The organism is Streptomyces kryoterrae, assembly GCF_054072135.1.
Map to the genome: position 1 here is coordinate 8,124,305 of NZ_CM133358.1, position 15,129 is coordinate 8,139,433.

General features: G+C 70.9%; 9 protein-coding genes and 1 pseudogene. 9 read left to right on the top strand and 1 reads right to left on the bottom strand.

Annotated features, from left to right (window positions below):
* Nucleotides 1-757: 757 nt before the first annotated feature.
* The 9 genes and pseudogenes from ACW4TU_RS36095 to ACW4TU_RS36135 all read left to right on the top strand — a co-directional run bounded on the left by ACW4TU_RS36095 (nt 758) and on the right by ACW4TU_RS36135 (nt 13,959).
* Nucleotides 758-2,731, top strand: coding sequence for an FAD/NAD(P)-binding protein (locus ACW4TU_RS36095; RefSeq protein WP_457420242.1), 1,974 nt, complete (start codon nt 758-760; stop codon nt 2,729-2,731).
* Nucleotides 2,732-2,783: 52 nt separating this feature from the next.
* A complete protein-coding gene (locus tag ACW4TU_RS36100; RefSeq protein ID WP_457420244.1) occupies nt 2,784-3,869 on the top strand; it encodes an LLM class flavin-dependent oxidoreductase in 1,086 nt (361 codons plus the stop codon).
* A gap of 16 nt (nt 3,870-3,885) precedes the next feature.
* Entirely contained in the window at nt 3,886-5,229 is a 1,344-nt protein-coding gene (locus tag ACW4TU_RS36105) for an NtaA/DmoA family FMN-dependent monooxygenase (RefSeq protein ID WP_457420246.1), read from the top strand.
* Nucleotides 5,230-5,362: 133 nt separating this feature from the next.
* On the top strand, nt 5,363-6,163 hold the full coding sequence (locus ACW4TU_RS36110) for a DUF1684 domain-containing protein (protein WP_457420248.1): 801 nt from the start codon (nt 5,363-5,365) through the stop codon (nt 6,161-6,163).
* Nucleotides 6,164-6,366: 203 nt separating this feature from the next.
* Nucleotides 6,367-7,275 (top strand): S1 family peptidase, encoded by a 909-nt coding sequence (locus ACW4TU_RS36115; RefSeq protein WP_457420250.1) that lies wholly within the window; start codon nt 6,367-6,369, stop codon nt 7,273-7,275.
* A gap of 241 nt (nt 7,276-7,516) precedes the next feature.
* Nucleotides 7,517-8,452 carry a slipin family protein gene (locus tag ACW4TU_RS36120; protein ID WP_457420252.1) on the top strand — a complete coding sequence of 312 codons (936 nt, stop codon included), beginning with the start codon at nt 7,517-7,519 and terminating at the stop codon, nt 8,450-8,452.
* Nucleotides 8,453-8,509: 57 nt separating this feature from the next.
* Nucleotides 8,510-9,217: pseudogene (locus ACW4TU_RS36125) on the top strand (S1 family peptidase).
* A gap of 294 nt (nt 9,218-9,511) precedes the next feature.
* Nucleotides 9,512-12,976 (top strand): DNA polymerase III subunit alpha, encoded by a 3,465-nt coding sequence (locus tag ACW4TU_RS36130; RefSeq protein ID WP_457420254.1) that lies wholly within the window; start codon nt 9,512-9,514, stop codon nt 12,974-12,976.
* Complete coding sequence (locus ACW4TU_RS36135) at nt 12,973-13,959, top strand: DNA polymerase Y family protein (protein WP_457420256.1); 987 nt, start codon at nt 12,973-12,975, stop codon at nt 13,957-13,959. The genes ACW4TU_RS36130 and ACW4TU_RS36135 overlap by 4 nt, the downstream gene beginning before the upstream one ends.
* A gap of 112 nt (nt 13,960-14,071) precedes the next feature.
* On the opposite strand, the gene ACW4TU_RS36140 is transcribed toward ACW4TU_RS36135, so the two are convergent.
* Nucleotides 14,072-15,034: a helix-turn-helix domain-containing protein gene (locus ACW4TU_RS36140; protein ID WP_457420258.1), complete on the bottom strand. Its 963-nt coding sequence runs from the start codon at nt 15,032-15,034 to the stop codon at nt 14,072-14,074.
* Nucleotides 15,035-15,129: the final 95 nt, after the last annotated feature.

Genomic DNA, 15,129 nt, shown 5'->3' on the forward strand with positions numbered 1-15,129 from the left:
CGCGCCGCAAGGGTCTTGCTGTGTCCGACTGCTGACTGAGAGTGAAATATGATTCTTCATGGCGTATGGGTGACCGTTGGGACGTATGGGTGAATGGGCGTCCTGCCCGCTTTCCTGACGGATGCTCAGTCACGGTCAGCGGGTGCCCAGTCCCGTCCGGATCACACCTGACGTCGGGTCAGTCCCTGATCTCCGGTGGGGAGATCCGCGAGCCCGAGCCGTGCGCGGTGGGCGGCAGTGCGCTCCTGGGGCGGTCTCCTTGGGCAGGCGGAAGGGCAAGAGCGGACGGAGGGGGTGACGGAAGGAATGGCGAAGGGATGACGGAAGGGATAAGGGCGGGAAAAGGAAAAAGGGGGGTGCTTGAGGGGAGGGGTGTGCGTGAGTGTGAAGGCGCGGATGAGACGTGAGGTGTGACGGGAGAACGCGAAAATGCGCCCGGGTGAGCGGGCGGGCAGGGGGTCAGCTCAACAGGAGGAGGACCACACTCGACCGAGGTCGATGTGGGAGCGTTTGACCAGCCACTGCTGTGGATGCATGGGGCAAGTGGAACAGGCATTCGGTGTGGCGTCAACGACGTGAGACGAACCGCTCACAGTTCGGACAGCCTTGACAGTGAGGGGAAACGTCCCCGTACAGTCGGTGGACGGCTCTGCTGAGGGGCTCGGCCGTACCGTACGCATGGACGGCTGTAACGCGTCCTGCGACACCCGTGTGAAGGCATCACCGTGTTCGACCTATCGCGTCGCGGAGCCTTTGCATGTCCTCAGAGCCCCTGGCCGGATCGGCCCCACTCACAGACCCGGAACAGCCGCGTGACGCGGCGTCGTCGCCGACTCTCGTCATCGTCGGGGCCGGTCCGCGGGGGACCGGTCTCCTGGAGCGGATCGCTGCCAACGCGGCCGAGCTGTACGGGGACTCGGGCCTCGACATCCATCTCGTCGACCCCTATCCGCCGGGCGGCGGCCGGATCTGGCGCGAGGAGCAGTCCCCGCTGCTGTGGATGAACTCGCAGGCCCAGGACGTCACCATGTTCACCGACGAGACCGTGGCCATGGCGGGCCCGGTGCGCTCGGGCCCCACGCTGCACGAGTGGGCGGACATCGACGGCCGCGTCTTCTCGGACCGCCGGCGCCTCGGCGCCTACCTGAACTGGGTCTACGAGGACACGCTGGGCGCCCTGCCGCCCGGCATCCGCGTTCAGCACCACGTCGGGCGCGCCCTGCGGGTCGACGGGCCGCGCGAGGGACGCCAGCAGGTGTGGCTGGAGGGGCGCGCCCGGCCACTGCACGCCGACCTCGTCGTACTGACGCTCGGGCATCTCGACGCCGAACTCGACCACGAGCAGAGTGAGTTGGCCGCCTATGCGCAGGCCAACGGGCTGGTCCATCTGCCGCCCGACTTCACCGCCGACAGCGACCTGTCCGCGCTGCGGCCCGGTGAACCCGTTCTCGTGCGGGGGTTCGGGCTCGCCTTCGTCGACCTGATGGTGCTCCTCACGGAGGGACGCGGCGGGCGCTATGAGGAAGACGGCGAGGGGGAGTTGGTCTACCGGCCGTCCGGGCGGGAGCCCGTGTTGTACGTGGGCTCCCGGCGCGGGGTGCCGTATCACTCGAAGATCGGCTACGACTGGACCGGCGAACGGCCGCCCCTGCCAAGGTTCTTCGGGCCCGGCGAGGTGGACGCCCTGCTCGCGCGTCCGGACGGCTTCGACTTCCGACGGGACGTATGGCCGCTGGTGGAGAAGGAGTTGGGGTTCGCGCACTACCACCGGCTGTTCACCGTCCACCCGGAGCGCACCGGCGGCGCCTGGACGGACTTCGAGGAGAAGTACGCCGTCGCGGACCGGGCGGAGCGGGAGACGCTGGTCGCCTCCACCGTGCCCGATCCGGCCGACCGGCTGGACCTCGACGCCCTCGACCGTCCGCTGGAGGGGGTGAGCTATCCGTCGTACGAAGCGCTCCAGGAAGGGCTGCGGGGGTACATACAGGACGATCTGACCCGACGTCACGACCCGACGTACAGCCCGGACCTGGCTGTCTTTCTCGGGCTGCTCTCCGTCTACGGGCAACTGGTGCGGCTCGGCGACATCGGGTCGTGGTGGCACGGCTTCTTCAGCTATCTCGCCTCCGGGCCGCCCGGACCCCGGCTGCGGCAGATGCTCGCGCTGTCCCGGGCCGGCATCCTCAACTTCCTCGGAGCCGACACGACCGTCACCGCGGCGGACGGGGTCTTCCGGGCGAGCGGTGCCAGTGTGCCCGGTGCCTCGGTGGAGGCCCGCGCGCTCGTCGAGGCGCGGCTGCCGGAACCCACCCTGGAGCGCGCCCGCGACACCCTGCTGCGCGAGCTGTACAACGACGGGGCCGGTGTGACCCCCGAGGGGCTGCTCGCCGTGGACCCCGGTGACGGGCGGCTCCTGGACCGGGCCGGCCGGCCGCATCCACGCCGCTTCGCGCTCGGGCCGCACACCGAGGCGCGGGGCTCCGGCGCGTTCACCCGGCCGCGCACCGGCGGTCCCGCCTTCCGGCAGAACGACGCGACCGCGCGCGCCGCGCTGACCTTTCTGGGCGCGCTGGACGTTCGCCGGCGCGATGCCGAGGACCGCGAGTACGGCGAGGACCGCGATGCAGAACACCTCGACTATCGCGATGCCGAGCACCGTGACGAGCGGGTTGCCGGTCGTGTTTCCGTGCGCGGTGCCCAACCGGTGGCCGATCACGACACCGCCGCATGAAGCCTCCCTTACGACGCGCGTGCTGTGAGGCACCGACGAAAGGTTCATCCTCATGACCTCAACGCACGGCCGGGGCCTGCTGCACCTGGCCGCCGCCGTCGACCAGCCCGCGGCCGGCCACCAGGCCCTCTTCGACGCCGGCCTGTACGTCGAGTCGGCGAGACTCGCCGAGAGCGGCGGGCTCGACTTCGTGACGCTCGGCGACTCCTTCGCGCGCCCCGGTCCTGACGCGCTCGGCGTGCTCGCCCGGGTCGCGCCCGCCACCGCGCGGATCGGGCTGGTGCCCACCGTGACCACCACGCACACCGAGCCCTTCCACGTCCAGGCGGCCGTGGCGACCCTCGACTGGGTCAGCGGCGGCCGGGCCGGCTGGCAGCTCGACGTGTCGGCGACCGAGGCCGAGGCCCGGCTCTTCGGCCGTCGCCGCGCCGCACCCGGCGACGAACTGTGGCGGGAGGCCGGTGAAGTCGCCGACGTGGCAGCCCGGTTGTGGGACAGCAGGGAGGACGACGCCGACACCCGGGACGTGGCGGCCGGCCGCTTCGTCGACCGGGAGAAGCTGCACCACGTCGACTTCGAGGGCGCCACCTTCTCCGTCAAGGGCCCGTCCGCCGTGCCCCGGCCACCGCAGGGCCATCCCGTCCGTGTCGTCGACGCCACCGAGGGACAGGCCCGGCAGACCGCTGCCCGGTACGCCGACGTGGTGCTCGTCCGGGCGGCGAGCGCCGCGCAGGCGGGGGCCGTACGGGACGAACTGCGGGTTGCCGCGAAGGACCTGGGGCGTGACCCGGACGAGCTGCGGGTCCTCGCGAGCCTTGTCGTCGACCTGGGCGGCGGCGAGCACGCGGCCGAGCCGGGACACGGGGGCGGTGGCCCCCGGCCGAGCGCGCACGGCCCGCTGTACCGGGGCGGGCCCGTCGACCTCGCCGAACTGATCACCGCCTGGCACACGTCCGGTGTCGTCGACGGCTTCCATCTGGTCCCCGTCGAGCCGCGCCGCGACCTGGAGCGGCTCGTCAACGGAACGGTGGCGCTGCTCCAGCACCGGAGCCTGTTCCGCACGTTCTATCCGGGCCGCACACTCCGGGAGCACCTGGGCCTGGCCCGGCCGGCCAACCAGTACGCGGGCCGGTCGTGACCGCCGGGCGCGCCTCATGACCGTACGGGCGCCGGGGCGTGGGCAGATGCACCTCGCGGCGTGCTTTCCGGGCGTGGACGGCACAGCCGTGCGGCGGGCCGGTCCGAGGGCGGGGTCGCAGGTCGGGTTCTCCTCCTTCTCCTCGTTCTCCTCCTTCGAGCGGCTCGCCCGGACCGCCGAGCGCGGGCTGTTCGACTTCTTCCTCCTCGCGGAGGGGCCGAGGCCGCACGACCACCTGGGCCGGGTCCATGGCCTGGACGTGGCCGGGCGGCCCGAGCCGATCACCGTCCTGGACGCGCTCGCCGCCGTCACCGAGCGGATCGGGCTCGCCGCCACGGCCGACGTGACCTTCAACGAACCGTACGAACTGGCTCGCAGGTTCGCCACGTTGGACCAGCTCAGCGGTGGCCGGGCCGCCTGGCAGGTGGTGACCTCCTCCGCTTCCTTCCCCGGTGCCTCCACTGGCGAGAACTTCCGGCGCGGTGGCTTCCTCCACCAGGCCGAGAGGTACCCGTACGTGGCCGAATTCCTCGACGCCGCGCGGGAGTTGTGGGACTCCTGGACACCGGACGGGGTGCCTGGGCCCTTCGCCTACCAGGGGCAGCACTTCGACATCGCGGGCGAGTTCGGCGTACCGCGCTCACCGCAGGGGCATCCGGTGGTGATCCGGGCGGGGGACTCGGAGCAGGGGCGGGAGTTCGCCGCGTCGGCCACCGACGTGGTCCTCACGCGGTACGGGAGCCTGGAAGCCGGGCGCGCCTTCTACGCCGACGTCAAGGGGCGGCTCGCGAAGTACGGGCGAGCGCCCCGGGACCTGAAGATCATGCCCGGGGTGACCTTCGTGCTCGGGGACACCGCCGCCGAGGCGCGGGAGAAGGCCGCCGTGATCCGCCGGCAACAGGTCTCGCCGGAGCAGGCCATCCTCGCCGTGGAGCAGATCTGGGGCACCGATCTCTCCTCCTACGACCCCGACGGTCCGCTGCCCGACTTCGACCCGGTGCCGGAGCCCGCCCTGGTGCGGGGACGGGTCGGGACCGCCGACCCGGTGCAGGTGGCCGAGCAGTGGCGGGCCCTGTCCCGGACCAGGGGGCTGTCGATCCGGCAGACCGTCGCCGAGGCGAGCGGCCGGCACTCCTTCGTCGGTACCCCGCAGTCGGTCGCCGACGCACTCGGGGCGTTCGTACGCGAGGGGGCGGCCGACGGGTTCGTCCTCGTCCCGTATCCCGCCCCGGGCGGCCTGGACGAGTTCGTGGACCGGGTCGTGCCGCTGCTCCAGGAACGTGGCGCGTTCCGTACGCGATACGCGGGGACCACGCTGCGCTCGCACCTCGGGCTGGGCGAACCCGTATGGACGGGCTGACTGGGCGCCGCACTTACAAAGATGACATACAGGTTGTGTACGGGCCGTTCGCGGAACGCGTGGTCCGGGGCGTGTGCCGAGACGGCGCAGTGGGTTCCAGGGAGTGAGCTGGCGTGGGTTCTGGAGTGGCTTCATGACGGCGGACGCGTCCGAGGCATGGCGGAAGTGCCACGAACGGCGCATCGAGACGGTGTCGGCGCCCTACGGGCCCCTCTCACTCGTCGGTACACCCTGGCTCGAGGACTTTCCGGACGGTCGGCTTCCGGCCATCCCTGGCCGGTGGACGGCCGACGGCGACGGGATCGTCCTGGCCGCCGGGGCCGAGGACGGGCTGCCACTCGACGGCAAGCCCTTCGCCGGGGAGGTCCGGCTGCCCGCCGACGCCGGTCAGGCGGGCCTGGCCCGGGTCCGGCTGGGTGAGCGACACCTGGTCGTACTGGTGCGCGAGGGCAGCTGGGGTGTACGCGACTTCGACCCCTACGCGGAGACGCGCACGGCGTTCAAGGGCGTCGAGGCGACCCCGTACGACCCGCGCTGGTCGGTACCCGGCCGGTTCGCGCCGTACGGCGGGCGGCGCACCGTGCGCGTCGCGAACGCGGACGGGCGGGAGCGTGGGCTCGGGCTCGGCGGTGAACTGACGTTCTCGCTCGACGGACAGGAGCAGACGCTGCGCGTGACCGTCGAGGAGGACGGCACACTGCGGGCCGTCTCAGCCGACTCGACCAGCGGTGACGGCAGTTACCGCTTCCGGTTCCCGCGCCCCGCGGCCCCGGACGCCGAGGGGCGCACAACGGTGGACTTCAACCGGTCCCTGCTCCCACCGTGTGCGTTCGCCGACCACTTCGTCTGCCCCTTTCCCCCGCAGGGCAATACGCTGGGCGTCGCGATAGCCGCAGGGGAGCGCGACCTTCGTCAGAACGCCGTGGTTCCTTGATCAACCCCTGCGGGCTGTACGGGGGTTGAACAACGTGAGGCCGAAAGGCGCCCTTGCGTCGACCGGTTGAACGGCCGAATACTCCCACCCAGCGCTTGTCAGGGTCACAGCATGTTCGGAATCCGGACGGAACAGCCCCTGACTGCGCCTCACGGGCCCCGACCCCACGCGGGCCCCCGACTTCCCATGTGGAGGAACGACAAGTGAGGATCAAGCGCACCACCCCCCGCAGTGGCATCACGAGACGGACACGGCTGATCGCCGTCAGCACCGGACTCGTGGCCGCGGCCGCCATCGCGATCCCCAATGCGACCGCCGCCGACGTCAACACCTTCAGCGCGGCCCAGCTCACCAAGGCGAGCGGCTCGGTACTCAAGGCCGACATCCCGGGCACCGCCTGGGCCGTCGACGCCAAGACGAACCGCGTTGTCCTCACCGTCGACAGCACGGTCTCCAAGGCGGAGATCGCGAAGATCAAGCGCCAGGCGGGCACCACCGCCGACGCCATCACCATCAAGAGGACCCCGGGCAAGTTCAGCAAACTGATCTCGGGCGGCGACGCAATCTATGCGAGTAGCTGGCGCTGCTCCCTGGGCTTCAACGTCCGCAGCGGCTCCACCTACTACTTCCTGACCGCCGGTCACTGCACCGACGGCGCGGGCAACTGGTGGTCCAACTCCGCTCATACGACACTGCTCGGCGCGACCTCGGGCTCCAGCTTCCCGACGAACGACTACGGGATCGTCAAGTACGCGAGCAGCTATCCCACGAGCTCGATCTCGGGCACCGTCGGCAGCGTCGACATCACCAGTGCCGCCACCCCGTCCGTGAACACCACGGTCTACCGTCGCGGTTCCACCACCGGCATCCACAGCGGCCGGGTCACCGCGCTGAACGCGACCGTGAACTACGGCGGCGGCGACGTCGTCTACGGCATGATCCAGACCACGGTCTGCGCCGAGCCGGGCGACTCCGGCGGCCCGCTCTACTCCAACGGCGGCGTCGCCTACGGTCTGACCTCGGGCGGCAGTGGCAACTGCTCCTCCGGTGGTACGACCTTCTTCCAGCCCGTCACGGAGGCCCTGAGCGCCTACGGCGTCAGCGTCTTCTAGGGCAGGCCGCGCCACCATCGGTTTCCGCACGGCCTGACCTGCAGCCGGCAGCAGCAGGAGAGCCCTCGTACGCAACTCGCGTACGGGGGCTCGCCCTTGTCCGCCCGGCGGAGTTACCTTCGGAGTGCGGGAAGAAAGTACGCGAAGCATCGGCAGTACGGGAAGCACCGGCAGTACGGGAAGCACCGGCAGGACAGGAAATCTCCCCTGCGTACGCCCACTTCGGACCCTGGGGGCCGGCATGGTCGAGGAGCTGGTGACGGCGGGAGCCGCTGCCCTGTCCGCCGGAGTGCTGTACGTGGCGGCTGCGGCGCGGGTCGTCAAACAGTACGAGCGGGGCGTGGTGTTCCGGCTCGGGCGGCTCTCGTCGCATGTGCGCGGGCCGGGGTTCACCGTGATCGTGCCCTTCGTGGACAAGATCCGCAAAGTCAACATGCAGATCGTGACGATGCCCGTGCCCGCGCAGGAGGGCATCACACGGGACAACGTCACGGTCCGGGTCGACGCGGTCGTCTACTTCAAGGTCGTCGACGCGGCCGAGGCGGTCGTCCAGGTCGAGGACTACCGGTTCGCGGTCTCCCAGATGGCGCAGACCTCGCTGCGTTCGATCATCGGCAAGAGCGACCTGGACGATCTGCTGTCCAACCGGGAGCAGCTCAACCAGGGCCTGGAGTTGATGATCGACAGTCCGGCCATGGGGTGGGGCGTGCAGATCGACCGGGTCGAGATCAAGGACGTGTCGCTGCCGGAGACCATGAAGCGTTCGATGGCCAGGCAGGCCGAGGCCGACCGGGAGCGACGGGCCCGGGTCATCAACGCGGACGCCGAGCTGCAGGCCTCGAAGAAGCTCGCGGAGGCCGCCGCGGTGATGTCCGAGCAGCCCGCCGCACTCCAACTCCGGCTGCTCCAGACAGTGGTGGCGGTCGCGGCCGAGAAGAACTCCACGCTCGTCCTGCCCTTCCCGGTGGAACTGCTCCGCTTCCTGGAACGGGCCCAGCAGCCGTCCGGGCCACCGGCCGCACCAGCGGCGGCACAGTCGGTCGCGCCCTCGGCGCCGGCGCAGGTGGAGATCGCTGAGCGAGCCGAGCGATCCGAGCAATCGGTGCGGGAGCAACTGCCGTCCGCCGCGTCCCTGTTGGATCTGAACGCCGAAGGGGCGAATTCAAGGCAGGAGTAGACCTCGCGGTCCGCCCACTCGTTACTCACGCACAGCGTTCGCGGTGCGAGTGCCGCCGTGGTGGGTGCGGGCATCGCCGTACTCGTCGCCGCGGGAGTGACCTTCCGGAGTGCGAACGCGAGCGAGGTCGGCAAGGTCCCCGAACCCAAGGCCCTTTCAGCCCTGGGGCCGGGAAGTCGCCTCGACGCCCGGTAAGGGCCGCCGTACCGATGCCGCGGGAACGTACTTGACGCGAAACCGTCCGGGCCGCCGCTTCGGGTCGGCCGGCGCCCGGGCCCGCATCGTCGAGAACTCGGTCACCGAACTCGACAGCGCCCGTACGACCCTGAAGCAGGAGGCGCGACCATCCCCGGCACCTCGTGGGCGATCGACCCGACGACCGACAAGGTCGTGATCACCGTCAACCGCACGGTCTCCGCGGCCGAGTGGACCAAGCTCACCAAGGTCGTCTGCGGCCTCGACGGCACGGCCGAACTCCACGGTACGAAGGGGGAGTTCAGGACCTTCATCGTCGGCGGCGACGCGATCACCGACGGTGGCACGCTGCTCGCTCGGCTTCAACGTGGTCAAGGGCGGCGAGCTGAACGGGCTCATCCGGACCGGCGTCCGCGCCGAGCCCGGTGACAGTGGCCGGCTCGCTCTTTTCGGGCAACAGTGCGATCGGCCTGACCCTCCGGCGGCAGCGGTGACTGCGGTTCCGGCGGGGAGGTCTTCTTCCGGTCGGTCACGGAGGCGCTGTCGGCAGGCGGTACGCAGATCGGCTGAGGCCTCTCCGCACCACCCCTTCCCCGGGCCGATCGGTCCGGGGCGGTCCCGCCCCTGGTTTCCGGGGGCGGGATTTCGTCGTCCGTGAGGCCGTACGGAGCGGGCAGGGAAGGGGCTGTGGCGGTTTCGACGATCTTGGACGGTCCGCACTCGCCCTTGATCAGGTCGCTGACCGGGGCCGATGGGGCTAGAGTGAACGAATCAATCGAACGGAAGTACGAATCGGCGCGAGTCAGCTATCGAACTGTTGATCGATTAAATGGCTGAAAAGGGGTGGAGTGATGGAGGTGCGGCATGACGGGCTTCGCCCATCTGCACGTCGCGTCCGGTTACTCCGCCCGCTACGGCGCCGCCCACCCCGAGCAGCTCGCCCGGCGGGCCGCCGAACGCGGCATGGGGGTGCTGGCCCTCACCGACCGGGACACGGTCACCGGCGCCGTACGGTTCGCCCGGGCCTGTGCGAAGGAAGGGGTGCGGCCGGTCTTCGGCGTCGACCTGGCGGTGGCCGCCCTCGCGCCGCCGCCCCCGGTGCGGCGGCGCCGTACCCCGGTGCGCGGCGGCGCCCATGTGGTCGAGCCGCCGCTGCGGTTCACGCTGCTCGCGCAGAACCGGGCGGGCTGGGCGCGGCTGTGCCGGATCACCTCGGCCGCGCATGTCGGTACGGCGTCCGGCGCGGCGCCGGTGGTGGTGCCGTGGGAGGCGCTGCGCGAGTACGGCGGCCCCGGTCTGACCGTGCTGCTCGGCCCGCTCTCGGAGCCGGTGCGGGCGCTGGCGGTGGGCCGGGCGGATGTCGCGGTGCGGTTGCTGGCGCCGTGGAAGGAGATCTTCGGGAGAGGGGTCCGATTGGAAGCCGTTGCGCAGAAACGTTTCAGCACAGGTCCGGGATCCCTGCGCCTGGCCGCCCGCACCCTCGCCCTGGCCGACCGCACCCGCACCCCCGCCGTCCTCACCAACGCCGTCCGCTACGCCGATCCCGACCAGCACCGTCTCGCCGACGTCCTGGACGCCGCCCGGCTGCTGCGGCCCATCGACCGGCGCCGCCTCGACAGCGGACAGCGGTGGCTCAAGGACGAGGGAGGAATGGCGGTCGTCGCGCGGATGGTCGCCGAGTGCGCCGGAGCGGACGTCCAAAGGGCCCGCCGCCTGATGGCGGACACCGCGGACACGGCGACCGCGTGCCGCCTCGACCCGGTGTCGGACCTCGGGCTCGGCACCCGGCACTTCCCGGAACCGTCGCTCTTCGGCGCCGAACACCGAGCGCATCGAGCGGACGGAGCCGCACAGCTGCTGCGCCGGCAGTGCGAGGAGGGCCTGGCCCGACGCGGCCTCGACCGAGACAGTGAGGCGCTCGACCGGCTGGACCAGGAGCTCGCCGTGATCTCCCACCTGGACTACGACTCGTACTTCCTCGCCGTCGGCCAGGTCGTCGCCGACATCCGGGCCAGGGGCATCCGCGTCGCGGCCCGTGGTTCGGGGGCCGGCTCGTTGGTCTGCCACGCCCTGGACATCGCCACCGCGAACCCGCTCGACCACCGCCTGCTGTTCGAACGCTTCCTCAGCGTGCGCCGCGCCTCGCTGCCCGACATCGACATCGACGTGGAGTCCGCCCGGCGCCTGGAGTGCTACGACACGATCTTCGAACGGTTCGGCAAGGAACGGGTCGCGGTCACCGCGATGCCCGAGACCTACCGGGCACGCAGGGCTCTGCGGGACACCGGCCTCGCACTGGGGGTCCCGCCTGACGAGGTCGACCGGATCGCCAAAAGCTTCCCGCACCTGCGCGCCTCCGACATCACCGGCGCCCTCGCCGAACTGCCCGAACTGCGTCAACTCGCCGCCGAGGCGCACCGGTTCGGACCGCTCTGGGAGCTGGCGGAAGGACTCGACTCCCTGGTCCACGGCATGGCCATGCACCCCTGCGGAGTCGTCATCAGCGACGCCACCCTCCTGGACCGGCTGCCGGTGCAGCCCACGCCCCAGGGCGACTACCCCATGGCGATGGCGGCGAAGGAGGAGATCGAGGCGCTGGGCAACATCAAGCTCGACGTCCTCGGGGTGCGGATGCAGTCCGCGATGGCGCACGCCGTCACCGAGATCGAACGCACCACCGGCAACCACATCGACCTCGACAACCCCCAGCAGGTCCCGCTCGACGACGCCTTCGCGTTCAGACTCATCCAGGAGAGCCGGACCCTGGGCCTGTTCCAGCTGGAGTCACCCGGCCAGCAGGACCTGCTCTCCCGGTTGCAGCCCCGCGACCCGCAGGACGTCATCGCCGACATCAGCCTCTTCCGCCCCGGCCCGGTCGCGGGTGGCATGCCCGAGCGGTACATCGCCGCCCGGCACGGCGGCACACCGGCGTACGCTCATCCGGACCTGGAGCCGGTGCTCGCCGACACCTACGGCGTGACCATCTGGCACGAGCAGATCATCGAGACGCTGTCCGTCCTGACCGGCTGCGACCGCGCCTACGCGGAGATCACCCGACGGGCGCTCGGTGACAAGGACCTGCTGCCCAGGATCAAGGAGTGGTTCCACGACCGGACACGTGCGCGTGGCTACAGCGCGGCTGTCCGGGACGAGGTCTGGAGGACCGTCGAGGCCTTCGGCGCGTACGGCTTCTGCCGCGCCCACGCGGTCGCCTTCGCCGTACCCGCACTGCAGAGCGCCTGGCTCAAGGCCCACTACCCGGCGTTCCTGCTGGCCGGCCTGCTCGAACACGACCCCGGGATGTGGCCCAAGCGCGTCCTCGTCGCCGACGCCCGCCGGGGCGGCGTACAGGTCCTGCCCGTCGACATCAACCGCTCCCGGGTGAAGCACACCGTGGAGAAGACCGACGGAGAGCGGTGGGGTGTACGGCTCGCGCTGTCCGGGGTGCACGGCATCGGCGAGGAGGAGTGCGCCCGGATCGAGGAGGGCCAGCCCTACGGATCGCTGTCGGACCTCTGGCAGCGGGGTAGGCCCAGCAGGCCGGTCGCCGAACGCCTCGCCGAGATCGGCGCCCTGAACTGTCTCCACGACGGCCGCCTCACCCGGCGCGATCTGCTGCTCCAGATCGCCGAGTTGCACCGGCAGTCCCGCAACCGTTCCGCGCCCAAGGGTCAACTGCCCATCGAGGCAGGCGCGGTGGGCGGGGCGGAGCCGAGCGGGTTGCCGGAGATGACCGGACGCGAAGCACTCAGCGCCGAGTTGAACACCCTCGGCATCGACGTCTCCAGGCATCTGATGGAGCACCACCACCGCCTCCTGCGCGAGATCGGCGCGACCGACGCCGCCCATCTGGCCGGGCTGCGTGCCGGTCAGCAGGTGCTGGTCGCCGGGGTACGGGCCTCCACCCAGACCCCGCCGATCGCCAGCGGCAAGCGGGTCATCTTCGTGACGCTGGAGGACGGCTCCGGCCTGGTCGACCTGGCGTTCTTCGAGGATTCGCATCCGGCGTGCGCGTACACCGTCTTCCACAGCGGGCTGCTGCTGGTGCGCGGCACGGTCCAGGTGCGCGGCACCCGTCGTACCGTCGTCGGCTCCATGGCCTGGGATCTCGACGAGATCGCCGCCGCCCGCCGTGACAACGGACCCCAGGCCGCACTCGCCCTCCTCGGCGAGAGCCGCCCGTACCCGACCCCGGCCCAGTCGCGGCGGACCCTGGCCAACGGCACCACCGGCGCCCGCCTCCACCCGTACGCCGACCTGCAGCCCGCCGGCACCCGCTCGGCCGACCTGAAGAAGTTCGGCTACGCCAGTCCGGGGAGCGCGGGATGACCACACGGCAGCGGCACATTGCCCACCTCCATCTCCATCTGCACGCTGCACCGAGTGAGGCTCGGTACGCCGACGCAATCGAACTGATGTCCGGTATCACGCCTCATGTCCAGGCCGTCCCGCCCAACGCCGTCCAGCTTGACCTGACTTCAGCGCTCAGGTACTTCGACCTGTCTCCCTACGACGTGGTCCAGTTGGCGAACATGCGGCTGAAGCTCTTCTACGACATCGACAGCAGCGCCGGGCTCGCGAACAACCGCATGCTGGCTGCCATGGCGGCCGACGCGTCCGCGCCGGGCGACACCACCTGGGTCCCCGACGGGCAGGCCGCCGCTTGGCTGTACCCCCGCCCGGTCACCGCACTGCCAGGGATCGGCCGCGCCACAGCGGACACACTCAGCAGATACGGACTGCACGCCATCGGGCAGATCGTCGAGATACCTCCGGCAACCCTGCAGCGACTTCTCGGAGCCGGCGCTGCCCGGCTGCTGGCAGAACGCGCCCGCGGCCACGATCCCCGCCCGGTCACCCGATCGGAACCGGCAGCGCGTCTGGTGGACGACCTCGTACTCGAGCGGGACTGCCTCGACCCGGCACAGCATCACCGAGCCGTCCTGGGGCTTGCCGAGCGGATCGGCCAGCGCCTGCGCGGTGAAAACCAGCTCGCCGGCCGGCTCGCCCTCACGGTGCGGTACGCCGACCGCAGCTCCACCACGCGTTCTCGTACCCTGCCGGAACCCGCCAACCACTCGCCCGCACTCGCCACCGCTGCCCTGGGTCTGCTGACCGTCCTGGGGCTGCAGCGAGCACGAGTTCGCGCCTTCGCGATCCGCGCTGACGACCTGCTGTCGGCCGACAGCGCCTACCGCCAGCTCTCTCTGGATCCTGGGGATGTCCGTGCCCGTGCCGCCGAAGCCGCCGCAGACCGTGCCCGGCGGCGCTTCGGGCCGGAGGCTGTGCGTCCAGCCGCTCTGGCTGACTGACTGTTATTGCCGAGAACCACCGGTTCCTGGCGAAGGCGGTCGGGTGGGGCGTGAGGGGCGGCTCCCGTCTCTTGTGGCGGTGGCATCGTCGGGGAGGGGGCGCACAGGTCGATCAGTCGGGTGTCTCGGACGAGTCGGCCGGCGCGGAGTCGTCGGCCGACTCGGTCCGTTCGATGTCGTCGTTGGTCGCGGCCCAGCTGGCCAGCAGGTTCAGTGCGTCCTGCGAGGGTGAGGCGGGCTCGGCGGTGTAGGTGAGGAGGACCTGACTGGAGTCGCCGCCCACCGGGAAGGTCTCGAACGGTAGGTCGAGGTCGCCGACGACCGGGTGGTGGAGGAGCTTCACGCCGGTGGTGTGCATCCGGACGTTGTGGGCGGCCCAGCGATGACGGAATTCCTCGCTGCGGGTGGACAGTTCGCCGATCAGGTCGGTCAGCCGCCGGTCGTAGAGATCGCGGCCGGCCTCGGCGCGCAGCATGGCGACAGTGTCGCCTGCGACCTGGTCCCACTCGCGGAAGAACTCGGTCGCGTGCGGGCTGAGGAAGACGAACCTGGCGTTGTTGGGCGGCCGTGAGGGGTCGGCGGCGTAGACCGGGGAGAACAGGGCGCGCCCGAGGTGGTTGGCGGCCAGGATGTCCCCGCGTCCGCTCAGGACGAACGCGGGTGTGCCGCTCATCGAGTCGAGGACGCGCTGCACCGCGGGCCGCACGCGCTGCTGGGCCGGCCTGCGGCGTGGCGGACGGGTCGTGGCGGCGCCGCGCAGGAGGTGGAGCAGGTGGATGCGTTCGGCCTCGTCGAGCTGGAGTGCTTGCGCGATGCCGTCGATGACGCTCTCGGAGACGCCGGTGGCGTTGCCGCGCTCCAGCCGGGTGTAGTACTCGCTGGAGATGCCCGCGAGCAGGGCGACCTCCTCGCGGCGCAGCCCGGTGACCCGTCGGCGCTCTCCGCCGTAGACCGGCAGTCCGGCCTGCTCGGGGGTGACCTTGGCCCGTCGAGTGCCGAGGAATTCCCGGATCTCCGCGCGGAGATCATCACGGATGTCGCGGTTTGTGCTGTAGGGGCCTTTTCTGCCTGCCATGCGTTTCACTCTACGAGCGCTTCCGCCGGGTTGGGGGTCCCTGTCAGTGACCCCCTCATCAGGGACTCCCACACTCGCGTGACAGCCGGTTTTGT